Below are 23814 nucleotides of genomic sequence, written 5' to 3'. Positions count from 1 at the left end.
GCCTTCGCGGGGATAACGAAAGAAGTATCATCGCGCCTTGGCGGCAATGCGTCGAATTCGCTGTCCTACACCCCCGCCGCGCACGTGGCGTCGGCGGCTCGAGTCGCCACCGAGCGGCGTTCGCTCTTTCTCATCGTCAGCCGATCGAACGCACATGCCTCGGCGTGCACATGCCGTTTGACGCGTGCCCCTGCCGGTAAAAATCAATCTTAAACACCGTGAACTTCGTGTGACCTTTCAACCCGCGTAAACAAGGCCCCTGGGGTCAAGCCCCTCGATTCATTCACCGACTCACGAGCCAATTCGCAATGTTGACCGCGTAGCGATGCGCCGACGCGAGCGCCGCCGGGTCGGTGGCCAGCCCGTCGCCCGGGGCCTCGGTGACGAAGCTCGGACTGCCCGTGGCGGGGTCCCAATTATAGTCGGCGAAATGGTGGAAGGTGCTCGCCGCGATCGCCGGGCCGCCGCTGTCGCCGGCCTCGAACGCGACCGCGAGATTGAAGCGCCGGCCGGTCGACAGGCTGGTGCCCGTCGCGATGACGCGGGCGGACGGCTCGTCGGCGGGGGCCCCGACCCCGCCTTCGTGCGGATGCGCGGGCAGGCGGTCGACGCCGTCGAGGACCGGGTGGCGCGGCCCCTCGACCGCGATCTGCTGCCAGTCGCCGTTCGCCCCCGAATGATAGTTCGGCCACAGGATATCGGTCGTCACCGCGTCGTCGACGGCATGCCGCGCGGCGTCGGGGTCGAGGTTCTTCGAGTGGAAATAATGCGCCTTGCCGACCCCGCCGAGGTCGCACACCGACGAGCCGAGATCCATGTGGTCGCGGGTCACGAACAACCCGCGCCCTTTGCGGCGGAAGCGGCTGATCGCGGCACAGTCGTCCGTGGTCAGCCCGTCGCCGGTGTCGACCGCGAACAGCCATGCGGCGTCGAAGTCGCTGGTATCGAGGGTCGACAGGACCGAGTCGGGTGCGGGTAGCGGATCACGGTCGCGCGCGACGACGTCGAAGCCCTCGCTGCGGAGGAGCTCGGCGAGCTTGCTGAAGCGGACAATCCCCCAATCGTCGGTCGGCGTCGTGATCGTCGTCTGGAGCAGAACCCTGGGTCGTTTCGGCATCGGTCGTCTCCCGGCTGGCTGCGCTCATATGGCGCGCTGTGCCGCAAGCGCTAGAGGGCAGCCGCCGCCTTCGACCGTGCCGCCGCCGCAATCGCAGTATTCGCCAGTGCGTCGGCGCGCTCGTTGTCAGGGTCGCCCGAGTGGCCCTTGACCCAGCGCCAATCGACCTGGTGCGGCTTGGCGGCGGCGAGCAGCGCCTGCCACAGGTCGACGTTCTTGACCGCACTGCCGTCGGCGGTCCGCCAGCCGCGCTTCTGCCAGCCGTGGACCCATTTCATGATGCCGTCGCGGACATAGGCCGAGTCGGTGGTGAGGATCACGCGGCACGGCTTGGTCAGCGCCTCGAGCGCGCGGATCGCCGCGGTCAGCTCCATCCGGTTGTTGGTGGTCAGCGTCTCCGCCCCCATCAGCTCGCGTTCCACGGTTCCCATCCGCAAAATCGCGCCCCAGCCGCCGCGTCCAGGATTGCCCTTGCACGCGCCATCGGTGGCGATGACGACGCTGGGCGCGTCGCTGGTTCCTGCACCAATCGCCACGCTCAGGCCCCGAACAGCTCGGTGTGGGTCGCGCTGCGATACCATGTCAGCCGCCGGGCGAACGCCATCGGGTCCTTCTTGGTGACCAGCGCGTCGGCGGGGGTCGTGATCCAGTCGTAAGCGCGGCTCAGCGTGAAGCGCAGCGCCGCCCCGCGGCACAAGGTGGCGAAGGCAGCGACCTCGGCCGGGGTCAGCGGGTGCTCGCTGCGGTAGCCGGCGAACAACGCCGCCGCGATCGCCGGATGATAGCGGCGGCCATCGGCGGAGAAACACCACGCCGCGTGCATCACGGCGAGGTCGTACGCGCGGATGTCGGTGCAGGCGAAGTAGAAGTCGATCAACCCGCTGACCTTGCCGCCGAGCAGCAGGACGTTGTCGGCGAACAGGTCGGCGTGGACCGTCGAGCGGTCGAGCGAGTCGGGCCAGCGCGCCGCGAGTGCGCCTAGCTCCTCCTCGACGATCGTCGACAAGCCCGGCGACACCGCGCCGAAGCGGTCGCCGATCGCGGCGGTGAGCCGCCGCCAGCCCGACGGGCCGTGTTCGTTGTCGCGGACCAGCGTGAAGTCGGTCAGCGCCCGGTGCATCGCCCCCATCGCCGCGGCGGTGGCAAAGGCATCGACCGGCGACGGCATCGTCACCGACACGCCAGGGACATATTCGATCAGGCACGCCGGGCGGCCGCACAGCATCTGCAAGATGCGCTCGCCGCGGTCGGGGATCGGCCGCGGCACCGGCAGCTCCTTGTCGGCGAGGTGAGTCGTCAGCGCGAGGAAGTAAGGCAGGTCGGCGGCGTCGATCCGGTCCTCGTACAGCGTCAGGAAATAACGGGTGCCCCGGTCGGTATCGAGGAGGAAGTTCGAATTCTGGACGCCCTCGGCGATGCCCTTGAAACTCGTCGCGGTGCCGACGTCGTAGCGGTCGAGGAAACCGGCCAACGCCTCGGCGGAAACCGGAGTGAAAACTGCCATTACCCGTGCCCCGACGCCGGGGCGGCGTCAGGCATTCAGCGCTCGCGGCAGCTTGAACACGACGTCCTCGACCGCGCTGGTGACCTCTTCGATCGAGGTTTCAAAACGGGTTGCAAGCAACGTCATCAACTCCTGAACCAACACTTCGGGGGCCGACGCCCCCGCCGTTACGCCAACCGTCGCAACATCTTGGAACCATGTCCAGTCGAGTTCGGCGGCGCTCGGGATCAGGAATGCCCGCGCCCCCGACCGTTCGGCGACTTCGCGCAGCCGCTGCGAGTTCGACGAGTTGACCGCGCCGATGACGAGGACGAGGTCGCAATCCGGCGCGATCACCTTGACCGCCGCCTGCCGATTCGACGTTGCGTAGCAGATATCCTCGCCCTTCGGCCCGACGATCGCCGGAAAACGCCGCTGGAGCTCGGCAACGATCGCCGCGGTATCGTCGACCGACAATGTCGTCTGCGTGAGAAAGCCAACGCTGTCGGGATCGGCGACGGTGACGGTCGCGGCGGCGTCGAGGGTCTCGATCAGCGTCATCGTCCCCGTGGGAACCTGGCCGAAGGTGCCGATCACCTCGGGATGGCCGCAGTGACCGATAAACAGGATATGCCGTCCCGCCTCGACGAGTCGCTCGGCCTGGCGATGGACCTTCGAGACGAGCGGGCACGTCGCATCGAGATAGTTGAGCCCGCGCGCCGCCGCCTCGGCGGGGACCGCCTTGGGCACGCCATGCGCCGAGAACACGACGGGCACGCCGTCGGGAACCTCGCTCAGCTCCTCGACGAAGATCGCGCCCTGCCGCTTCAATGCGTCGACGACATGGGCGTTGTGGACGATCTCGTGGCGGACATAGACCGGGGCGCCGAAGCGGGCGATCGCCCGTTCGACGATGGTGACGGCGCGGTCGACCCCGGCGCAAAAGCCGCGCGGAGCGGCGATAATGACGCGTAAAGGCGGCAGCCGCCGGAACGAAGGCGCGATATTCATTGGGGAAGCCCTTTACGCCATCGCCCGACCCGGCACCATAACTTGTACACGCAGGGGACGAATTCTATGATACGGCCAATCGTCGCGAAGGGTTTCCATTTGTCCAAACTGCGTGTTGCCGGCGTTGTCGCATTTGTCCTGCTCGCAGGGTGCCAGAAGAACCAGCTCCTCGTGAAGCGTTCGATCTGCCCGGCGGTCGCGGTCCCGAACTATACCGGCGACATCACGATGTTCGCCAACGGCGGTACCGCGGCGAGCGATATCGACGTCGTCGCGGCGATTACCAACGTTCGCGGTGTCTGCGACGAGGCCGCCGACCGGCTCGGCACTGCAGTCACCTTCGACGTCCTCGCCCGGCGCAGTTCGCCGGTTGGCGCGCGATCGGTGTCGCTGCCGTTCTTCGTCAGCTTCGTCCAGGGCGGCAACCTTATCGTCTCGAAGCAGGTCGGCGCGGTCACGATCAACTTCGCCGATGGGCAGATTCGCGCCCAGACGTCGGCGGCAGCACACGCCGACGTCTCGCGCGCCGCTGCGACGATGAACGATGCGATGCAGAAGAAGATCAATCGCGTCCGTAAACCCGGCGATCTCGATGCCGCGACCGATCCGCTCGCCGATCCCGAGGTCAAGGCGGCGGTGCGCGCGACGACCTTCGAAGTGCTCGTCGGCTTCCAGCTGAGCGACGACGCGCTGGCGTATAACGCCGCCAAATAACAGTTGTGCGCCGCAGCACGTTGCGGCACATCTAGCGCGTCGTCGGGTTTCGGCCCGGCACACGCGCGGGAGAGTGTGGCGCAGGCCACCGCCGAAGGAGCAACCGCCCCCGGAATCTCTCAGGCCCCCGGACCGCGCGGGTGCGTTAGCGACGATCTGGAAAGCGGACGTGTCTTTGGGCGCGTTCCACCGAAGGGGTAAGCCGGGTCCGACCCGGTCAAAGCTCTCAGGTGCAAGTGACAGACGGGGGCACGGCTGGCGGTTTTCGCCGGCTGGACTCTGTCGCGAGCCGCTGCATGGACGAAGCCGTCGCCCTTTTGCCCCTCGATGCCCTCCACCGCGAACTCGGCGGACGGATGGTGGCGTTCGCGGGCTATGCGATGCCGATCCAGTACGACGGGATCATCGCCGAACATAACTGGACGCGGACCGCGGCCGGGCTGTTCGACGTCAGCCACATGGGGCAGCTGACGCTCCCGCTCGGCGCCGACGTCGCGCTCGAGACGGTGCTCCCTGGTGACATCACCGGGCTGCGCGAGGGCTGCCTGCGCTATTCGATGCTGCTCAGCCCGCGCGGCGGCATCCTCGACGATCTGATGGTGACGCGGCGCAGCGGCGACATTTACCTCGTCGTTAACGGCGCAACGAAGACCGCCGACATCACGCATCTAGCGATGAGCGGCCTCACCGTCAGCCACCGCGAAGACCTCGCGTTGCTCGCACTGCAAGGACCGAAGGCGGTCGACGCGCTCGAGCGGCTGGTGCCGGGCGTTTCCGAGCTTAGCTTCATGCGCGCCGGCGGCTTCACTTGGTCGGATGTGCCGCTGTGGATCAGCCGGTCGGGCTATACTGGCGAAGACGGCTTCGAGATATCGGTCCCCGCGGCCGCAGTCGAAGTGCTCGCCCGGGCGCTGCTGGCCGAGCCCGAGGTTAAGCCGGTTGGCCTCGGCGCGCGCGATTCGCTCAGGCTCGAAGCGGGGCTGCCGCTGTATGGGCATGACCTGACCCCCGACATCACGCCGGTCGAGGCGAACCTCGCCTTCGCCATCTCGAAGCGCCGCAAGACCGAGGGCGGCTTCCCCGGCGCGGCGATCGTCCTCGACCAATTGTTCAACAGTGCCGCCCGGAAGCGCGTCGGCCTCCGGATCGAAGGCCGCCAGCCGGTTCGCGAGGGCGCGGGCGTCGTCGTCGATGGTATCAAGGTCGGACAAGTCACCAGCGGCGGCTTTGGTCCGGCACTGGGCGCGCCGATCGCGATGGCGTACGTCCCCGCCGCGCTCGCCGCCGACGGCACCGCGCTCCACGTCGATGTCCGCGGACGCCTGCTCGCCGCGACCGTCGTGCCGATGCCCTTCTTCCCCAAATCCTACGTCCGCCAACCCCTTGCCAAAGCTGGAGCCGCGCAATGACCCTGTACTTCACCACCGACCACGAATGGGTATCGGTTGAGGGCGACAGCGGCACCGTCGGAGTCACCGATTACGCGCAGGGCCAGCTCGGCGATGTCGTTTTCGTCGAAATCCCGGCAGCAGGGACGACGGTGACCAAGGGTACCGCTGCGGCGGTCGTCGAGTCGGTCAAGGCCGCGTCGGACGTCTTCACCCCGGTGTCGGGCACGGTAACCGAGGCGAATGCCGCGCTGACCGAGGATCCTGCGCTGGTCAACACCGCTCCGGAGACCGACGGCTGGTTCTTCAAGCTGACCCTGTCCGACCCATCCGAGCTCGACGCGCTGATGGACGAATCCGCTTACAAGACATTCGTCGCCAGCCTGTGATCGCAACCGACACCGCGCAGCCGTGGAGCGCCGCCGACTACGCGACCAACGCGCATTTCGTCCCGGCACTGGGCGCGCCGGTTGTTGCGCTGCTCAACCCGCAACCGGGTGAGCGCATCCTCGATCTTGGCTGCGGCGACGGCGTGCTGACCGAGAAACTGGTTGCAGCCGGTGCCTCGGTCCTCGGGGTCGATGCCGACGCGGACATGCTCGACGCAGCACGGGCGCGCGGGCTCGATGTCGAACAAGTCGACGGGCAGGCGCTGGATTACGCGGCTGAGTTCGACGCCGTCTTTACCAACGCTGCGCTCCACTGGATGCCCGACCAGGCGGCAGTCGCAGCGGGCGTCTTCAAGGCGTTGAAGCCGGGCGGCCGCTTTGTCGGCGAGTGCGGCGGCTTCGGTAACATCGCTGCGATCCGAGCCGGCATCCGCGCGATGATGCTCGTTCACGGCCACGCCGTGCCGCCGGTCGAGGCGCAGGTCTACCAAACCGCAGCTGAATATACCGCTGTCCTCGAAGCCGCCGGTTTCACCGCTGTCCACGCCGAGATCATCCCGCGACCGACCCCGCTCGCCACCGGCATCACCGGCTGGCTCAAGACCTTCCGGTCGGGCTTCCTCGATAATTTCGGCATCGACCGAGCGCATCAGGATGGCTTTGCCGAGGAGGTCGAGGACTTCCTCCGCCCAATGCTGTGCGACCACGCCGGCAATTGGGTCGGCGACTACATCCGCCTGCGATTCCACGCGTCCAAGCCAGCCTGAGGTGAACTGATGCGCTACCTCCCCCACACCGAAGCCGACCGGCGCGACATGCTCCGCGTCATCGGCGCGCCCGATGTCGACGCGCTGTTCGCCGATGTCCCCGCCGCGGCGCGGCTCGACGCCCCGATCGCCGGGCTGTCGCTGCACATGCCCGAGATGCAGGTCGAACGGCATCTCGGCGCGATGGCGGCGAAGAACATGACCGCCAGCGGCGGGCCGTTCTTCCTCGGCTGCGGCGCGTACAAGCACCATGTTCCCGCCAGCGTCGACCACATCATCCAGCGCGGCGAGTTCCTGACGAGCTACACGCCGTACCAGCCCGAGATCGCGCAGGGGACGCTCCAGGTCCTGTTCGAATTCCAGACGCAGGTCGCGCGGCTAACGGGCATGGAGGTCGCCAACGCCTCGATGTACGACGGCTCGACCGCGATGACCGAGGCGGTGTTCATGGCGCGGCGGGTCACGCGCCGGAAAGTCGCGCGCGTGTCGAGCGGGGTCCATCCGCATTACACCGGCGTTCTGAAGACCTTGACCCGCTTCACCGACGATGAGCTGGTCACCCGCACCCCCGACTTCACCCCCGACGACGACCTTGCCGCGCTCGCCGCTGCAGTCGACGGCGAGACGAGCTGCGTCGTCGTCCAGAACCCGAACATCTTCGGGCATGTCGCCGACCTGTCGCCATTGGCGGCCGCCTGCCATGCCGCCGGGGCGCTGCTGATCGTCGTCGTTACCGAAGTTATTTCGCTCGGGCTGATCCGTTCGCCGGGTGAAATGGGGGCGGATATCGTCGTTGCCGAGGGGCAGTCGATCGGGAATGGGCTAAACTTTGGAGGGCCTTACCTCGGATTGTTCGCGTGCCGGGAGAAGCATGTCCGGGCGATGCCGGGGCGGTTATGCGGGGAGACGGTCGATGCCGATGGGCGGCGGGGGTTCGTCCTGACGCTGAGTACCCGGGAGCAGCACATCCGGCGTGAGAAGGCGACGTCGAACATCTGCACCAACTCGGGGCTCTGCGCGCTGGCGTTCACCGTGCATATGAGCCTGCTTGGTGAAAGCGGACTGCGCAAGCTGGCGGCGCTCAACCATGCGCGGGCGGTCCAGCTCGCCGAGCGGCTTGGCCGCATTCCCGGCGTCGAAGTCGTAACGACCAACTTTTTCAATGAGTTCACGCTCCGGCTCCCGGTCGAGGCGCGGCCCGTGGTGCGCAAGCTCGCCGACAAGGGCATCCTCGCCGGGGTGTCGCTCGGACGCCTGTTCCCGGGGGTCCACGACCTCGAACGCGGGCTCGTCGTCGCGGTCACCGAGACCGCGACCGACGCCGACATGGATGCTTTCGAAGACGCTCTCGACGAGGTGCTGGCATGACTACTTTCACCGGTAACCGCGCGCTAACCCTCGAAGAACCCTTGCTTTTCGAGAAAGGCGCGGTCGATCGCTGCGGGGTCGACCTGCCCGATGTCCCCGTCGTCGCGACGCGCCTCGGCGGGCTCGAACGCCACCGCGAGATCGGCCTGCCTGGCCTCAGCGAACCCGACACCGTTCGCCATTTCACCCGGCTAAGCCGCCAGAACTATGCGATCGATATGGGAATATTCCCACTTGGTTCGTGCACGATGAAGCATAACCCGCGGTTGAACGAGAAGATGGCGCGGCTTCCCGGGTTCGCCGACATCCATCCGCTCCAGCCGGTCGACACCGTCCAGGGCGCGCTGCAGCTCATCGACGAACTGGCGACATGGCTGAAAAAGCTCACGAATATGCCCGAGGTCGCGATGTCGCCGAAGGCCGGAGCGCATGGCGAATTGTGCGGGATGCTCGCCATCCGCGCCGCCCACGATGCCGCCGATCTCGCTGCCGCTACGGGCGCACATAGTGCCGCACAGGCCCGCACCCCACGCCGAACCGTGCTGGTCCCCGAGAGCGCCCACGGCACCAACCCGGCGACGGCGGCCTTCTGCGGCTATGCGGTCGAAAACATCCCGGCAAACGCCGCCGGCCGCGTCGACCTCGCCGCGCTGACCGCCCGGCTCGGTCCCGACATCGCCGCAGTGATGATCACCAACCCCAACACCTGCGGGCTGTTCGAACCCGACATGATCGCGATCTGCGACGCGGTCCACGCGGCGGGGGCGTACGTCTATTGCGACGGGGCGAACTTCAACGCGATCGTCGGGCGCGTCCGCCCCGGTGACCTCGGCATCGATGCGATGCACATCAACCTCCACAAGACGTTTTCGACCCCGCATGGCGGCGGTGGCCCGGGCTCCGGGCCGGTGGTGTTCTCGGCGGCGCTTGCCCCGTTCGCGCCGCTGCCATTCGTCCGCAAGGTCCGCGACAAATACGAGCTCGTCGAGGAAGCGCAGGCGCTCGCGTCCGCCGACCACGATCACAGCTTCGGACGGATGGTCGCGTTTCACGGCCAGATGGGCATGTTCGTCCGCGCGCTGAGCTACATCCTCAGCCACGGCGCCGACGGGCTGCGCCAGGTGGCCGAGGACGCCGTCCTCAACGCCAACTACATCCTGCGCAGCCTTCAGGACGTCTACACCGCGCCGTTCGCCGATGCCGGGCCGTGCATGCACGAGGCGCTGTTCAGCGACGACTTCCTCGAGGGGACGGGGCTGACGACGCTCGACCTCGCCAAGGCGATGATCGACGAGGGCTTCCACCCGATGACGATGTACTTCCCTCTCGTCGTCCACGGCGCGATGCTCGTCGAGCCGACCGAGACCGAGAGCAAGGCGAGTCTCGATCAATTGATCGGCGCGATGCGGTCGATCGCGACGCGGATGCTCAGCGAACCCGCCGCGACCTTCAAGGAATCGCCGCACCTCGCTCCGCGTCGGCGCCTCGACGAAACCGCCGCCGCGCGCAAGCCGGTGCTGACATGGCGCGAGCCCGCAGCATCGATCGCGGCGGAGTAAAGCGGTCGTTGTCGGCGCACGAGACCAGCATTCGAAGGCGTCGCATGGCGGTTAAGTTGCTCGACCGACGACAGAATGTGGAAAAGTTCGTTTCGGCATCAATCGGCATATGACAGGCACAGTGTAAAAACCGCAGTACGGTACCGAACAAATCCGAACTCGCCCCTCGTCGCGTCGTAAGCGCGCTGACGCGGGTCAATCGGGCGACAGTATGCCCGCGCAAATCGCCCCATGTGGCGATTACCCTATCTTATGGGAGTACGAACGCGCACAGTGATGCGCAGAGGTGCCACCCGATGAAGATAACTCAATCGTCGGCGAGCAATCTGCTCCTGCGGAATATGCTCCCCGATGACTATGCGCTGATCGAAAACGATATCGTTCGCATTCCGCTGCCGGTCGGATTGCGCCTCCACGAGGCGCACCGGGCGATTACCCGGGTCTATTTTCCCGAAGACGGCCTCGTTTCGATTGTCGCGGTGACGCCCGCCGGCAAGCAGTGCGAGGTCGGCGTGTTCGGCCGCGAAGGCATGTCGGAAACCGCGACGGTGCTCGGAACCGACAATGCGCCGTACGAGGCGTACGTCCAGGTCGGCGGGGTGTCGGCGCTTAGCCTGCCGGTCGAGTCGCTGACCGAGGCGTTCGACGCGAGCCCGACGTTGCGGCGGCATTTACTGCGCTATTGCCAAGCGATGATGATCCAGCTGTCGAGTTCGATCGCGGCGGCGGGGCTGACGATCCCGCAGCGCCTCGCGCGCTGGCTGCTGATGGCGCACGACCGCGCTCCGGCCGATAACATCGGGCTGACCCACGAATTCCTGTCGATGATGCTCGGCGTCCGCCGCGGCGGCGTCACCATCGCGCTGCAGACGCTGACCGCCGCCGGAATGATCGCGACGAGCCGGTCGGTGATCGCCATCCGCGACCGTGCCGGGCTCAAGCTGCTCGCGGGCGACGGCTATGGCCTCGCCGAAAGCGAATATGAGCGACTGATCGGCGAGCCGCTGGAGCGGACCGGGCATTTCGACGCCCGAACCGTGGTTTCGATCACCGGCGACTGACGTCACGGCAGGGGCGAGCTGGGCGATCGGCGGCGGCACCACGCATCCGGGGTGAGGGAGTCTGAAGAGTCGGGGGGTGTGGGCGGTCAGGCTGCAGCGAGCGCCGGCCGCCCATTTTCGAACAGCGCAGCAGCGTGGTCGAGCGGCATTGGGCGGCCGAGATGATAGCCCTGCGCCAGCTCGATCCCGAGCGCGCGCAACGTCGCGAGTTCGGCCGACGTCTCGACCCCCTCGGCGATCAACAGGCTGCCGATGTCGCGAGCAAATCCGGCGATCGCCCCGGTCAGCGCCTGTCGCGCCCGGTCCTCGTCGATTCCGCGCGTCAGGTGCATGTCGAGCTTGATCAGGTCGGGGCGCAGGTCGAGGATATGATGGAGGCTGGCATAGCCGGCACCGGCGTCGTCGACCGCGAGCCGCAGACCGGCGCGGCGCAGCGGGCGGAGCGCCTGCGTCATCGCCGGATAGTCGACGATCAGGTCGTGTTCGGTGATCTCGAGGACGATGCGGTCGACCGGGATCCCTGCGAACGCGCTGTCGAGCTCGCCGCTGAGCACGGTGGCAGGCGATGCGTTGACCGAGAGATACGCCATGTCCGGAAACGCGGCGAGGCCGGCAAGGCCGCGGTGGATCGCGGCAATTTCGAGTGCGGTGCCGAGCCCGGCGGCGGCCGCCTCGGCAAACCAGTGATCGGGGCCGTAGCTCGGCCACGACGCGAAGCGGCTCAAGCATTCGCAGCCGACGGGTGCCATGGTCACGAGGTTCCAGATCGGCTGGTAGACGATCGTCATCGCGTCGTCGGACATCACGCTGGTGATTCGGTTGCGGCGGTCGTCGACGATCGCCCGTGCGGCATGCTCGCGGTTGATCTCGAACTCGGCGAGGTCGGCGAACACGCGCATCATGGCGAGGTCGCGCCCGGACAGCGTCGGGTCGGCCACCTGCCCGAGACAACAGAACATGCCGTAGGTACTGCCGTCGGCGCGGCGCAGCGGGACGCTCATATGCCTGCCGATCGGGATCGCCAACGCCCCCGGCATTGCCGCGGCAAGCGGCTCGGCGGCGGTGTCGGGCATCAGTTCGGGTAAGCGCCCGGCGAGGATGTGGCCGCAAAAGACGTCGTCGAGCGCGTGTGAATCGCCGGGTTTGATAAATTCGCCGAGGCCTGGAGCGTCGACCGTCCGAAACACGACCCGGTCGCCGACGATTTCGGATACAAAAGCTACGTCCATGCCGAGATGCGTGCGGATCGAATCGAGCGCGCGCGCGACGACATCCCCCCGTGGTTCTGCCTTGATGAGGCCGGCGATCGTCGTGGCAAGTTCAGCAGGCATTCGTTTCGACTCCGCGCCCCCAATTTGTGTACAATATCGTACCGGATGGAGGAATGAACTTTTGATGGGCAAGACTCGATCGATGCCGATTTTCCGCGTCAGTCGACGACCGCTCTGGTGTCGCGGCACAGGTCGGTGATCGACCCGGGCGCGGGGATAAAGGCGGCAATCTCGCCGATTGCGGCGCGCTCCTGGATCAGGCGAACCGCGGCGATCGGGCCGCCGTGCGCGACGACGACGACACGGTCGCCGTCGGGGAGTCGTACCCAAGCCCGCGCTGCCCGGTCGACGAGGTTGCGCGTCGTCTCGCCGCCGCCGGGGCGAAAAGTGTCCGGCGCGGTCAGCATCCCATCCATCGCCGGTCCGGTCGCGCGCCAGATCGCGGTCCAGCTCAGCCCTTCCCACGCGCCGAAGTCGCGCTCGCGCCAGTCGAAATCGATGACCGGGGCGATGCCGAGGCGCGCGCCGAGCCAGCCCGCGAGGATCGCTGCGCGCCGCGATCCCGAATGGACGATTGCGTCGACCGGGCCCGTCCATTGGTCGACAAGGTCACGCGCGGCGCGGGTTCCGGCCCGGCTGAGCCCGACGTCGCTGCGCCCGTAACAGCGCCCGCGCCACGCCCGCGCGACCTCGGTATGGCGAACCAGCACGACGCGGCGCACTCTCATGCGGCGGACGCGAGGAGGAGCATGAGCTGACCGGCGTACGCCGCGAAGCCGAGGCAGTCCCCGGTGCTGCCACCTATCCGCCGCAGGAGCAGCGCCCTGAACCAAATCAGGAACAGCGCGGCGGCGGCGGTCGCGGCGACCAACGCCAGCGGGCGCTCCACCGCGAACCACGCCAGCCCGGGCAGCGCGAGCAGGACCGCGACGGCGACATCGCGCCCGCCGATCGCCGCGCCGATATCCTTGGCGAGACCGGTCCCCGCCGCCGCCGGAGGGATGACTGCCATCGTGACAACGACGAGCAGCCGCCCGAAGGTCGCCGATGCGACAATCGCGGCGGTCGCGATTACCGGATCGAGGCCGACGATCGCCGCCGCGCGCAGCCCGACCGCGAGGAGGAGCCCGAGCGCGCCGTACGTGCCGATCCGGCTGTCCTTCATGATGTCGCGAACGTGACCGGCATCGCGCCCGCCGCCGAACCCGTCACAGAAGTCGGCGACGGCGTCCTCGTGGAACGCACCCGTCAGCCGCGCCTCGACGATCAGCGCAATGACCACCGCGATCGCGCGCGGCCAGATCGCCCCAGCTCCGGCGAAGACCGCCGCCGTCACTACGCCGATAAGTGTCCCGACGAGCGGAAACCACGCGACGGCGCGGCCGAGCCCGACCGCGACCTGCTCGGCGCTCAACGCCGCGAGCCCCGGCACCGGCAGCCGCGTCAGGAATTGGACCGCGAGCAGCGGCGGGGCCCAGCCCGGGCACCGGAGCGCGCGCGGGCAGTCAGTCGGCACGCGCCGCCCCGATGTCGGCGAGCAGAGCGACATCGCACGCCAGCGCCGCCGCGCTGTCGAGCAACGGCAATGCCACGAGCGCGCCGCTGCCCTCGCCGAGCCGCATCCCCCAGTCGAGCAGCGGCGCGAGCCCGAGATGCGCGAGCGCCGCGCCGTGCCCTGGCTCGGCCGAACGATGCCCGGCAATCATCATCGCGGCGGTCCCGGGGGAAAGCCGCTCGGCGATCAGCGCCGCCGCAGTTGCGACATAGCCGTCGAGCAGCAACGTCGCCCCGCGCCGCGCGCCTTCCGCAAAAAACCCCGCCATCGCAACAATCTCGAACCCCGCGACCGCCGCGATCGCCGCGACCGGGTCGGCAGCGAGTCGCGGCAGCGCCCGCTCGACCGCGTCGCGCACGACGTCGCGCTTGCGGATCAGGACCGCGTCATCGGCTCCGGCGCCGCGCCCGACCGCGTCGGCGAGCGGCGCTCCCGCGAGCAGCATCGTCAGGCACGCCGCTGGCGTCGTATTGCCGATCCCCATCTCGCCCGCGATCAGGACGACCGCGCCGCGGTCGAGGGCCTCGCCCGCTTCGCCGGTACCGATCGCCCACGCGGCGGCGAATTGCGCGCCCGACATCGCCGGGCCCTGCGACAGGTCGGCGGTACCGCGCGCAACCCCAGCGTCGCGGTAGAATTGCGGCGGTGCGGCGAGCGGCGGTCCGAGCGTGCCTGCGTCGACGAGGCGGAGATCGCAGCCATGCGCCGCCGCGAGTGCGCTCGACGTTGCCTTGCCCGCCGCAATCGTCGCGACCATCATCCCCGTCACCGCCGACGGCCACGCCGAAACACCCTGCGCGACGACGCCGTGGTCGCCGGCAAAGACGACCAAGGCGCGCGGTCGCGTCACCGGGTCGAGCCGACGCTGGATCGTCATCAGCCGCACCGCCAGCGTTTCGAGCGTTCCCAGGCTGCGCTGGGGCTTGGCGAGTGCATCGAGGTGCGCCTGCGGTGCGCGCGTCATCGGACGAACCGCGTTGCGGCGGGACCCAGCCGCGCCTGCCAGCCCTTGCGGTCGAGTTCGGGCGTCATCGCATCCTCCACCGGGGTGCCGAGGCACAGGTAGCCGACCAGATGCCACGCCGGCGGCACCTCGAGCAGCCGCGTCACCGCCGCCGGATCGACGATCGACACCCAGCCAAGCCCGACTCCGTGTGCCCGGGCCGCCAGCCATAATGTATGGATCGCGAGCACCACCGAATAGCGCAGCGTCTCGGGCATCGTCTGCCGCCCAAGCCCGTGCCCGTCCGCAGTCGCCTCGTCGCAGAACACCGCGATATGCTCGGGCGCCTCACGCAGGCCGTGGAGCTTGAGCGCGCGGTAGGCGGCGCGCTCGGTCTCATCGTCATATATCTCAGCGGCTTGTGCGTTCGCCGCGTCGGCCGCCGCGATCACCGCCGACCGCAGCGCGGGTGTCATCACGCGGACGAAGCGCCACGGCTGGGCGTTGCCGACCGATGGCGCGCACACCGCCTGGTCGAGCAAAGTGTCGATCAGGCCGGGCGGTAGCGGCTCGGTCGTAAAGTGCCTGACGTCGCGCCGCCACGCGAGCAAGCGGTCGAGATCGGCGCGAAAAGCGGGGTCGAACATCATCGCTGCCGCTCGCGCATCACCCGATGCGGCCGAGCGTGACGACGAAGCGGCTGCCGTCGCGCGCGGTGCCGATCTCGGTGGCGACGCCGTAGGTCTCGGCGATCCGCGCCTCGGTTAGCACCGCGTCGACCGCTCCGGCGGCGACGACGCGCCCGTCGCGGAGGAGGACGACGTCGTCGGCGACGTGGAGCGCGTGGTTGAGGTCGTGGAGGACGACGACGACCCCCGCGCCCGCCGACGCTGCTGACTTGAGTACGGCGAGGACGTCGAGCTGGTGCGCCGGGTCGAGGCTGGCAAGCGGCTCGTCGGCGAGCAGCCACGCGGGCTCCCCGGCGAGGACGCGCGCGAGCAGGACGCGACTGCGCTCGCCGCCCGACAGCGTGTTGACCACCCTGTCCCGCAGCGCGGCGATGTCGGTCGCGGCGATAGCGTGCTCGACGGCGGAGATGTCGGCGGGGCTGCGACCCCAGCCGGCGCGGTGCGGAAAGCGGCCGAGCTCGACGAGGGTCGCGACGTCGACGTCCCAATGGACATCAGGGGTCTGCGGCAACAGCCCGATCCGCCGCCCGCGCTCGCGGCGGTCGAGCGCGAGGACGCCGGTGCCGTCGAGCGTCGCGATACCTTCGTCAGGCTCACGCAGTCCGGCGAGACAGGCGAGTAATGTACTCTTGCCTGCTCCATTCGGACCGAGCAGCGCGGTGACTTTGCCGGGGGCGCAGGCGATGTCGACGCGGTCGAGAACGGCGCGACCGCCGAAGCGGACGGTGAGCCCGGTGGTGGCAAGCCCGGTCATGCCAGCGACCGCCGCATCGAGGCGAGCAACCAGAGGAAGAAGGGGCCGCCGAGCAGCGCCATCGCGATCCCGAGGCGAAGCTCGCTGACCGTCGGGATCGCACGGCACGCGATGTCGGCGAGGAGCAGGAGCAACGCGCCGCCGAGCGCCGATGGCAGCAGTGTCGCCGAAGGCCGCCCGCCGACGACGCGGCGGACCATGTGCGGCACCATCAGCCCGACGAAGCCGATGATCCCGGCGGCGGCGACCGAGGCACCGATGCACAACCCCACGCCGCCAACGATCAGCCATTGCAGCCGCGCGAGGTCGACCCCCATCGACCGCGCCGCCGCCTCGCCGAGTGTCAGCGCGTCGAGCGAACGCGCGGTCGCGGCGATCATCACCGCGCCGAACGCGACCAGCGGCAGCGCGATCCTGACGTCGTCCCAGCTGCGGTCGGTCAGCGCCCCCATCAACCACGTGACGATCTCGGTCACCGCGAACGGCGTCGGCGCGACACTGATCGCGAGCGCGGTCAGCGACCCGGCGACGCTCGACACGATCACGCCCGCGAGCGCGAAGACGATCAGGCTGCCCGAGCGTCCGGCGAGGAGCGCGAGGATCAGCATCGTTCCTGCCGCGCCGGCGAGTGCGAACGCCGGCAGGACGAGCGCCGACACCGCAAAGCCGAAATACAGCGACAGCACCGCACCGAGCGCCGCCCCCGCCGACACGCCGAACAGTCCGGGATCGGCAAGCGGGTTGCGCAGATAGCCCTGCATCGCCGCGCCCGACAGGCCGAGCGCCGCGCCGATGACGATCGCGAGGACGGTGCGCGGCAGCCTTAGTTCGGCGATGATCAGCCAGCGTGGATCGGTCGCGCGCCACGCGTCGAACGGCACCCAAACCTTGCCTGCGATCAACGACAGCGCCGCCGCTGCGACGATCGCCAGCACGAGCAGCAGCGAGAAACGCGCAACGCTCATCGCGCCACCGAGGCGCGGATCGCCGCCAGCTGCGCGACGGCGGTGATGATCGTCGGCCCGGCGCATTGCAGCAGGCGGAACGGGTACGGGCGCACCGCGATGTGGCTCGCCAGCGCCGCGACCGCCGGGTGCGACAGCATCCGGTCGGGCTGGCCGCGCGACTTGGTCACCGACAGCAGCACCGCGGGGGGCCGGTCGACGAGATATTCGACCGGCAGCACGTCCCATTTCTTAAGGCCGTAGCTCGCGCTGAGGTTGCGGAACCCGGTCCGCCGGAGCAGTTCGTCGGCGAGCGTTCCCGACCCCGGGACCAGCCCGCCGCCCTGCCAGATCAGCGCGTCGACCGGCGGCCCGTGGGAAGGTACGGCGGCGGCGACGGCGGCGTCGATCCGCGCGACCAGCGCCGCGCCCGCCGCGTCATGGCCGATCGCGGCGGCGATGGTACGGATCTGTGCGTCGCTCTCGGCGATCGTCTCGGGCACCGGCAGCTTGAGCATCCGCACGTGCATCCGCCGCAGCGCATTGATCGTCGACGGCGCGACATGCGACCCGGTGATGACGAGGTCGGGGGCGAGCGCGACGACCTCCTCGGCGGTCCCCGACGTCGCCTTGAAGCGGCGGGCGAGGGCGAGCGGGATCGAAGTCGCCTCGGGGTCCTGCGAATAATGGCTGATCCCCGCGATCTGCACGGGGTCGGCGACCTGCATCAGCACCGCGTCGACGCACGGGTTGAGCGAGACGATCCGGGGACCGGAGGTCGCTGCGGCGAGCGCGAGGGCGAGCACGCCGATCAATATTCGACGCCCTTCTGCGCCTTGAAGCCTGCCTTGAACGGATGCTTGACCTCCTCGAACTCGGTGACGAGGTCGGCGAGCTCGATCAGCTCGGGCTTCGCATTTCGCCCGGTGATGCAGATATGCTTGGTCAGCGGGCGGTCGCGCAAGAAATCGACGATCTCGGCGATCGGCAGCGTGTCGTGGCGCAGGACGATATTGAGCTCGTCGAGAATGACGAACTCGTACGACGGATCGAGGATCAGCTCCTTCGACCGCTCCCACGCCGCGCGCGCGGCGGCGATGTCGCGGGCGCGGTCCTGCGTGTCCCAGGTGAAGCCCTCGCCCATCACTTCGAAGGTCAGCAGGTCGGGATAGGCGTGGAAAAAGGTCTTTTCGCCGGTCTCCCAGCCGCCCTTCACATATTGGACGATGCCGACCTTCATCCCCCAGCCGAGGCTGCGGATCGCCATACCGAACGCCGACGACGACTTTCCCTTGCCGTTGCCGGTGTGGACGATGAGCAGGCCGCGTTCGAGCGTCCGCCGCTCCTGCATCCGCGCGCGGGCCGCCTGGACCCGCGCCATCCGCGCATTGTGGCGGGCATGATCCTCGGGCGTCTCGGTCACGACGGCTTCTCCTGCAAGGTAATTGCAACGTCACGCCACCGGACCCGCCGACCTGCACTCAGAGCATGATCGGCGAGTCCGGTCATCGCTTTAGTAGCTCAGCCGGATACCGCCGTACGCCGCGCGCCCGGTCGTCCCATAACCGTAGGTCGTCTCATACTTCTCGTCGAACAGGTTCTCGACGCGCGCGGTGACCGCGATCTGCTTCGTCAGCGGATACGCCGCGCGGAGGTCGGCGACGACATAACCCTGCAGCCGCCGCGTGTTCGACGCATTGTCGAAGCTGCGCCCGACGTGGGTGACCGTCGCGCCGGTGTCGAGCCCGAAGCTCCAATGGTAGTCGAGCAGGACATTGACGGTCTGGCTCGGCCGCCGGAGCAACTGCTTGCCGAAGTTGACGTCGCCGGGCGAGCGGTTCTCGGCATCGAGCGAGGTATAATTTGCCTGGAGCGTCAGCGCGTCGATCGGTCGGACCAACAATGTCAGCTCGACGCCCTTGCTCACCGCCCGCGCGACATTGTCGTACGTCCCGAACGGGCGGTTGACGCAGATCCCGGTCAGCGGCGTGTTGCACGAGATGAAGTTGATCAGGTCCTTGCTGGTGCGGCTGAAGTAGGTCGCGCTCGCCTCGATCCGTCCTTCAAGGCCGCGCTGGGTGACCCCGGCGTCCCAGCCGCGCGAGCGTTCGGGGCGGAGCAGCTGGTTCCCGTATTCACTCTGCAACTGGTAGAGCGACGGCACCTTGAACCCCTCGCTATAGCTCGCGCGGAAGGTCGTGCCGCCGTCGTTCGGGGTGTAGACGCCGCTGCCTGCGAGCGTCGTCGTCCCGCCGAAGCGGCTGTGGCTATCGTAGCGCGCGCCGCCGGTTGCGGTAAGGCCGGTGATGGGCGTCACGACGACCTGGCCGTAGCCGCTGGTCAACGTCTGCGTCCCGATCGTCACCGGTCCGCCGAAGCTCGACGTCGTGAAGTGCGAACGTTCGCGCTCGGCCCCGAAGGTCGCATCGACGCCGGTGACGATGTTGGCGACGCCCTGGTATTCGAAGCGCTCGTTGCGCCCATTACCGGCGAAGGTCTCGGCGTTGGCGGCCGTCCCGTCATAATTGTGACGGCGGGTGTCGGTGATCGCGAAGCCGAGCCGGTTGTGGAGCCGCCCGTCGAACAGCGCGGCGTTGATCCCGGTATAGCCGACGATCTCGCGCGTCGTGCCATAGTCGGTGGTGTCGCCCAGGCTGAAATTCGGCGGCGGAAAGCCATCGAACCCAACGCGGCTATCCGAATACCAGCCGCGAAGGTCGACCGACACGTTGTCGTTCAGTGCAAGGTTCAAGTTGGCGTTCGCGCCGTAGTTGCGATAGCCATCCTTCTCCTTGCCGCCCTTGCGCTCGTCGAACGCCGAGATGCCGTCGGTGCGGAAATAGCCGCCGCCGAAGCTCGCCGACAGCGGACCGAACTTGTCCGAGACGTTGGCGACGCCCTGCCCGGTGTTGCGGTAGCCGTATTCGCCGCGCGCGTTGATGTGGAGATCGTCGGTCGGCGGGACGGTGATCAAATTGACGACGCCGCCGATCGCCTGGCTGCCCCACAGCACCGAACTCGGGCCGCGCAGGATTTCGACGCGGGCGATGTTGCCGACGAGAAGGTTGCCGAAGTTAAAGCCGCCGCCGGGAGCCGACGGGTCGTTGAGCTTGATGCCGTCGATCAGCGCGACGGTCTGGTCGCTTTCAGCGCCGCGGATGAACACCGACGTCGCGGTGCCGATGCCGCCGTTGCGGGCAAAGCTGACCCCCGGAACGGTGCGGAGCAGATCGACGACCGTGTTGTCCTGGCGGCGGGCGATCTCGGCGGCGTCGATGACGGTGATCGACTGGCCGACCCGCGACAGCGGCTCGGGCGTGCGGTCGGCGGTGACGACGATCGTATCGGGCGCATCGTCGGCGCGGGCGGCGGCGGTCAGGACGAGGCCGGTGGAGGCGAGTAGAATATGAAATGAGCGCATTGGTATCCCCTTGATCGACAACAAGGGGCCGCATGCACCGGTGGCACGCATCAGCATTCGCGAAGACACGGGAGCTTTCCCGCGCGCACGACCCCGACGACGTCGACACGCGAGGATTTCACCTCGATCGCTTGGAACACCCCGTCCACGCGAAGGTACGACCGCGACAGGCAGGTCTCCTGGCTCCCGGGTCAGCACCTTCATCCCGCCTTCCCGGAGCGTAAACTCCAGTGGCACTTGGGCGAAGGCTCGCCGGTTACAGTTGCGGGCACAGCCCCGGATTACAGACCGACTGTCTGCTTCCGGGTTCCCTTTTCATCCCATCTCTGGGAACCTGTCACGATCGACGCCTTATCGGCGCGCGGCGGCGGGGGCAAGCAAGTTTGACCGAGACACGATCGACCTTGTTCATCGGCGGCGCGCGTTCGGGCAAGAGCCGGCTGGCACAACGCGCGGCCGAATCCTCCGGCGGCGAGCTCGTCTTCATCGCCACCGCGCAGGCGTTCGACGACGAGATGCGCGACCGCATCGCCCGCCATCGCAGCGACCGCGATGCCCGCTGGCGCACGGTCGAAAGCCCGCTCGACCTCCCCGAGGCAATCGTCCGCGAGGCGAGTGCCGGTCGCACGCTTCTGGTCGATTGCCTGACCTTGTGGGCAAGCAACACCATGCTTGCCGGGGTCGACGCCGACGCGGCAGGCGCTGAGCTTGTCGCGGCAATCGCGTCCTCCGCAGGGATCATCGTCCTCGTCACCAACGAAGTCGGCTGGGGAATCGTCCCCGACAACGCGCTTGCACGGCAGTTCCGCGACGTCGCCGGGCGACTGAACCAGCAAGTCGCCGCCGCTGTCGACGATGTCCGGCTGGTCGTCGCCGGGATCGCGATGCGACTGAAATAGCGGCGCGACAGACCACGCTTTCACCCGCGCGCGGCCATGCTATACCCCGCCCCGTGACCACCGCCCGCCGTCTCCGCACCGCCGCAATCATTCTCGGCGTGCTCGTCCTGCTCGGCGCGGCTGCCGCGGTCGGACTGTATGCGTGGGTGACGACCGGGCTGCCCGATGCGTCGAAACTCGCCGAATACGCCGCGCCGCTGCCGTCGACCGTGCGCGGCAACGACGGCACGATCCTAACGAGCTTCAGCCGCGAGCGTCGCCTGTACCTGAGCTACGACGAACTGCCGCCGCGGCTGGTCCAGGCGTATATCTCGGCCGAGGACAAGGACTTCTTCCACCACGGCGGAATCGACTTCCTCGGCATCGCCCGCGCCGCATGGACCAACCTCGGCTCGTCGGGCCGGCCCAAGGGCGCCTCGACGATCACCCAGCAGGTGGCGAAGAACCTGCTGCTCAACGGTGAGGTCAGCTACGTCCGCAAGCTGAAGGAGGCGGTGCTCGCACGGCGGATCGAGGCGGCGTTCACCAAGCAGCAGATCCTCGAACTCTACCTCAACCAGATATTCCTCGGGCGGAACAGCTACGGCGTCGAGGCGGCAGCGCAGTCGTATTTCGGCAAGTCGGTCGCCGATCTCGACCTTGCGCAGGATGCGTATCTCGCGATCCTGCCCAAGGCGCCGTCGACCTATTCGCCAACCGTCCATGTCGAACGCGCGCTCGCGCGGCGGGCGTATGTGCTCAACCAGATGGCGGCGAACGGCTATATCACCAAGGCCGAGGCAGCCGCAGCGACCGCCGAGCCGATCGACGCGGTGGCGAACCGCGCCCCGCCGAAGCTCGATACCGGCGATTATTTCCTCGAGGACGTCCGCCGGACGCTGATCGCCAAGTTCGGCGAGAAACCCGGCGACGGGCGCAACAGCGTTTACGGCGGCGGGCTGTGGATCCGCACCTCGCTCGATCCGAAGCTCCAGGCTGCTGCTGAGAAGGCATTGCGCGACGGCCTCGTCCGCTACGACCGCGGCAAGGGCTGGCACGGTGCCCCCGCGCATATCGATACGAGCGACGGCTGGCCCGAGCGCTTGCAGTCGGTGCATCTCGGCGTCGGCTATGCCGACTGGTATCCGGCGGTCGTCCTCGGGCGGGAGGGCGAGGACTTCCGCATCGGCTTCACCGACGGCTCGACGGGCACGCTGCTTGCCTCGAGTGCGACGAGCACGCTCAACAATATCCCGGCGGCGCGGCTGCTCAAGACCGGCGACGTCGTCCCCGTGGCGAAGTCGGGGCGCAGCTACGCGTTGCGGCAGATCCCGGCGATCTCGGGCGGCTTCGTCGCCGAAGACCCGCACACCGGGCGGGTACTGGCGATGGTCGGCGGCTTCGACGCGCGCGCATCGAGCTTCAACCGCGCGACGCAAGCGCTGCGCCAGCCGGGGTCGACCTTCAAGCCGATCGTCTATGCGACCGCGATGGACAACGGCTTCACCCCGTCGTCGATCGTCGTCGACGCGCCATATTGCGTCTTCCAGACCAAATCGCTCGGGACCAAATGCTTCAAGAACTTCGGCGGCGGCTATGCCGGGGCGCAGACGTTGCGCTGGGGGCTCGAACAGTCGCGCAACCTGATGACGGTGCGTGTCGCGTACAACACCGGCATGGACAAGGTTGTCGCGCAGGCGAAGGCGCTCGGTGTCGGCGACTATCCGGCGGTTTTGGCGATCGCGCTCGGCGCGGGCGATACGACGGTCGGGCGCATGGTCAACGCCTACTCACAGCTGTTCAACGCCGGGCGCAAGATGTCGCCGACACTGATCGACTTCGTCCAGGACCGCGACGGCAAGGTCATCTGGCGCGCCGACGAGCGCCAATGCGACGGCTGCAACACGCCCGACTACGCCGGCGAGCCGATGCCCCGCCCCGGCGGTGTCCCGAAACAGGCGATCGACGCGCGAACCGCCTACCAAATCGTCCACCTGATGGAGGGTGTCGTCACCCGCGGCACAGCCGTCCGGCTGCGCGACTTCGAACGCCCGATGGCGGGCAAGACCGGCACGACCAACGGCCCGACCAACGTCTGGTTCGTCGGCGGCACCCCCGACCTCGTCGGCGGGCTGTACCTCGGCTACGACAAGCCGCGCCCGCTCGGCGGCGGCGCGCAGGGGTCGACGATCGCGGTGCCGGTGTTCCACGAATTCGCCGACGTCGCATTGAAGGACATGCCGAAGATCCCGTTCCAGGTCGCCCCCGGCATCCGCATGGTCAAGGTCGAGCGCCGCTCGGGCAAGCGCGTCTACGGCGGCACCCCCGACGACACCGACATCAAGGCGTCGATCATTTGGGAGGCGTTCAAACCGGAGAGCGAACCGCGCCGCACCGGAAGCCTCGCGCGCGACCCCGTGGCGGAGAAGGGGCATGTCGTGGTCCGCTCGGACTCCGATTTCTTGCGCAAGAGCGGCGGGATATACTAGGCGGGCTGCCCAC

General features: G+C 68.2%; 23 protein-coding genes and 3 riboswitches. Of the genes, 9 read left to right on the top strand and 14 right to left on the bottom strand.

Features of this window, described 5'->3' with window-relative positions:
• Window positions 1-283: 283 nt before the first annotated feature.
• Genes KTC28_RS05625 through ispH form a run of 4 tightly spaced genes read right to left on the bottom strand, consistent with a single transcriptional unit; the run spans window position 284 to window position 3611 of the window.
• Complete coding sequence (locus KTC28_RS05625) at window positions 284-1117, bottom strand: hypothetical protein (RefSeq protein WP_216709549.1); 834 nt, start codon at window positions 1115-1117, stop codon at window positions 284-286.
• 50 nt (window positions 1118-1167) lie between these two features.
• Window positions 1168-1653: a ribonuclease HI gene (gene rnhA, locus KTC28_RS05620; RefSeq protein WP_255602298.1), complete on the bottom strand. Its 486-nt coding sequence runs from the start codon at window positions 1651-1653 to the stop codon at window positions 1168-1170.
• A gap of 2 nt (window positions 1654-1655) precedes the next feature.
• A complete protein-coding gene (gene thrB, locus KTC28_RS05615; RefSeq protein ID WP_216709551.1) occupies window positions 1656-2621 on the bottom strand; it encodes a homoserine kinase in 966 nt (321 codons plus the stop codon).
• 27 nt (window positions 2622-2648) lie between these two features.
• Window positions 2649-3611, bottom strand: a complete 963-nt coding sequence (gene ispH, locus KTC28_RS05610) for a 4-hydroxy-3-methylbut-2-enyl diphosphate reductase (protein ID WP_216709552.1) — start codon at window positions 3609-3611, stop codon at window positions 2649-2651.
• 66 nt (window positions 3612-3677) lie between these two features.
• Between ispH and KTC28_RS05605 the strand changes: the two genes are divergently transcribed.
• The 7 genes from KTC28_RS05605 (at window position 3678) to KTC28_RS05575 (ending at window position 10857) form a co-directional block, all read left to right on the top strand.
• Window positions 3678-4325 (top strand): hypothetical protein, encoded by a 648-nt coding sequence (locus KTC28_RS05605; protein WP_216709553.1) that lies wholly within the window; start codon window positions 3678-3680, stop codon window positions 4323-4325.
• 56 nt (window positions 4326-4381) lie between these two features.
• Window positions 4382-4470: riboswitch (glycine riboswitch) on the top strand.
• Window position 4471: 1 nt separating this feature from the next.
• Window positions 4472-4578, top strand: a riboswitch (glycine riboswitch).
• A gap of 43 nt (window positions 4579-4621) precedes the next feature.
• The gene (gene gcvT / locus KTC28_RS05600; protein WP_216709554.1) at window positions 4622-5734 is read left to right on the top strand and encodes a glycine cleavage system aminomethyltransferase GcvT; all 1113 of its coding nucleotides are present in this window, start codon (window positions 4622-4624) and stop codon (window positions 5732-5734) included.
• On the top strand, window positions 5731-6102 hold the full coding sequence (gene gcvH / locus KTC28_RS05595) for a glycine cleavage system protein GcvH (RefSeq protein ID WP_216709555.1): 372 nt from the start codon (window positions 5731-5733) through the stop codon (window positions 6100-6102). Before gcvT ends, gcvH begins: the two co-directional genes overlap by 4 nt.
• On the top strand, window positions 6099-6869 hold the full coding sequence (locus tag KTC28_RS05590; RefSeq protein WP_255602296.1) for a class I SAM-dependent methyltransferase: 771 nt from the start codon (window positions 6099-6101) through the stop codon (window positions 6867-6869). Before gcvH ends, KTC28_RS05590 begins: the two co-directional genes overlap by 4 nt.
• A gap of 9 nt (window positions 6870-6878) precedes the next feature.
• Window positions 6879-8237, top strand: coding sequence for an aminomethyl-transferring glycine dehydrogenase subunit GcvPA (gene gcvPA, locus KTC28_RS05585; protein WP_216709556.1), 1359 nt, complete (start codon window positions 6879-6881; stop codon window positions 8235-8237).
• Complete coding sequence (gcvPB, locus tag KTC28_RS05580; RefSeq protein WP_216709557.1) at window positions 8234-9796, top strand: aminomethyl-transferring glycine dehydrogenase subunit GcvPB; 1563 nt, start codon at window positions 8234-8236, stop codon at window positions 9794-9796. The genes gcvPA and gcvPB overlap by 4 nt, the downstream gene beginning before the upstream one ends.
• Window positions 9797-10092: 296 nt before the next feature.
• The gene (locus tag KTC28_RS05575; RefSeq protein WP_216709558.1) at window positions 10093-10857 is read left to right on the top strand and encodes a Crp/Fnr family transcriptional regulator; all 765 of its coding nucleotides are present in this window, start codon (window positions 10093-10095) and stop codon (window positions 10855-10857) included.
• An 86-nt stretch (window positions 10858-10943) separates the two neighbouring features.
• Here the strand turns inward: KTC28_RS05575 and KTC28_RS05570 are convergent, their stop codons facing one another.
• The 10 genes from KTC28_RS05570 to KTC28_RS05525 all read right to left on the bottom strand — a co-directional run bounded on the left by KTC28_RS05570 (window position 10944) and on the right by KTC28_RS05525 (window position 20434).
• Window positions 10944-12188: a sensor domain-containing phosphodiesterase gene (locus tag KTC28_RS05570; RefSeq protein ID WP_216709559.1), complete on the bottom strand. Its 1245-nt coding sequence runs from the start codon at window positions 12186-12188 to the stop codon at window positions 10944-10946.
• A 98-nt stretch (window positions 12189-12286) separates the two neighbouring features.
• Complete coding sequence (locus KTC28_RS05565) at window positions 12287-12856, bottom strand: histidine phosphatase family protein (RefSeq protein WP_216709560.1); 570 nt, start codon at window positions 12854-12856, stop codon at window positions 12287-12289.
• Window positions 12853-13644, bottom strand: coding sequence for an adenosylcobinamide-GDP ribazoletransferase (locus KTC28_RS05560; protein WP_255602295.1), 792 nt, complete (start codon window positions 13642-13644; stop codon window positions 12853-12855). The genes KTC28_RS05565 and KTC28_RS05560 overlap by 4 nt, the downstream gene beginning before the upstream one ends.
• Complete coding sequence (cobT, locus tag KTC28_RS05555) at window positions 13634-14647, bottom strand: nicotinate-nucleotide--dimethylbenzimidazole phosphoribosyltransferase (RefSeq protein WP_216709562.1); 1014 nt, start codon at window positions 14645-14647, stop codon at window positions 13634-13636. The genes KTC28_RS05560 and cobT overlap by 11 nt, the downstream gene beginning before the upstream one ends.
• Complete coding sequence (gene bluB, locus KTC28_RS05550) at window positions 14644-15276, bottom strand: 5,6-dimethylbenzimidazole synthase (protein WP_216709563.1); 633 nt, start codon at window positions 15274-15276, stop codon at window positions 14644-14646. Before bluB ends, cobT begins: the two co-directional genes overlap by 4 nt.
• Before the next feature lie 16 nt (window positions 15277-15292).
• Window positions 15293-16069 (bottom strand): ABC transporter ATP-binding protein, encoded by a 777-nt coding sequence (locus KTC28_RS05545; protein WP_216709564.1) that lies wholly within the window; start codon window positions 16067-16069, stop codon window positions 15293-15295.
• Window positions 16066-17034, bottom strand: coding sequence for a FecCD family ABC transporter permease (locus KTC28_RS05540; protein ID WP_216709565.1), 969 nt, complete (start codon window positions 17032-17034; stop codon window positions 16066-16068). Before KTC28_RS05540 ends, KTC28_RS05545 begins: the two co-directional genes overlap by 4 nt.
• Window positions 17031-17819 carry an ABC transporter substrate-binding protein gene (locus KTC28_RS05535; protein WP_255602416.1) on the bottom strand — a complete coding sequence of 263 codons (789 nt, stop codon included), beginning with the start codon at window positions 17817-17819 and terminating at the stop codon, window positions 17031-17033. The genes KTC28_RS05540 and KTC28_RS05535 overlap by 4 nt, the downstream gene beginning before the upstream one ends.
• Before the next feature lie 5 nt (window positions 17820-17824).
• The gene (gene cobO, locus KTC28_RS05530; RefSeq protein ID WP_216709566.1) at window positions 17825-18436 is read right to left on the bottom strand and encodes a cob(I)yrinic acid a,c-diamide adenosyltransferase; all 612 of its coding nucleotides are present in this window, start codon (window positions 18434-18436) and stop codon (window positions 17825-17827) included.
• 90 nt (window positions 18437-18526) lie between these two features.
• The gene (locus KTC28_RS05525) at window positions 18527-20434 is read right to left on the bottom strand and encodes a TonB-dependent receptor plug domain-containing protein (RefSeq protein ID WP_216709567.1); all 1908 of its coding nucleotides are present in this window, start codon (window positions 20432-20434) and stop codon (window positions 18527-18529) included.
• A gap of 152 nt (window positions 20435-20586) precedes the next feature.
• Window positions 20587-20787, bottom strand: a riboswitch (cobalamin riboswitch).
• A 30-nt stretch (window positions 20788-20817) separates the two neighbouring features.
• On the opposite strand from KTC28_RS05525, the gene cobU reads away from it, so the two are divergent.
• A complete protein-coding gene (cobU, locus tag KTC28_RS05520; protein ID WP_216709568.1) occupies window positions 20818-21333 on the top strand; it encodes a bifunctional adenosylcobinamide kinase/adenosylcobinamide-phosphate guanylyltransferase in 516 nt (171 codons plus the stop codon).
• Between the two features lie 53 nt (window positions 21334-21386).
• A complete protein-coding gene (locus tag KTC28_RS05515; RefSeq protein WP_255602294.1) occupies window positions 21387-23801 on the top strand; it encodes a penicillin-binding protein 1A in 2415 nt (804 codons plus the stop codon).
• The last annotated feature ends 13 nt before the right edge of the window (window positions 23802-23814 follow it).

Source organism: Polymorphobacter megasporae (genome assembly GCF_018982885.2).
Taxonomy (GTDB): Bacteria; Pseudomonadota; Alphaproteobacteria; order Sphingomonadales; family Sphingomonadaceae; genus Polymorphobacter_B; species Polymorphobacter_B megasporae.
This window is presented reverse-complemented; position numbering and strand designations above follow the sequence as displayed.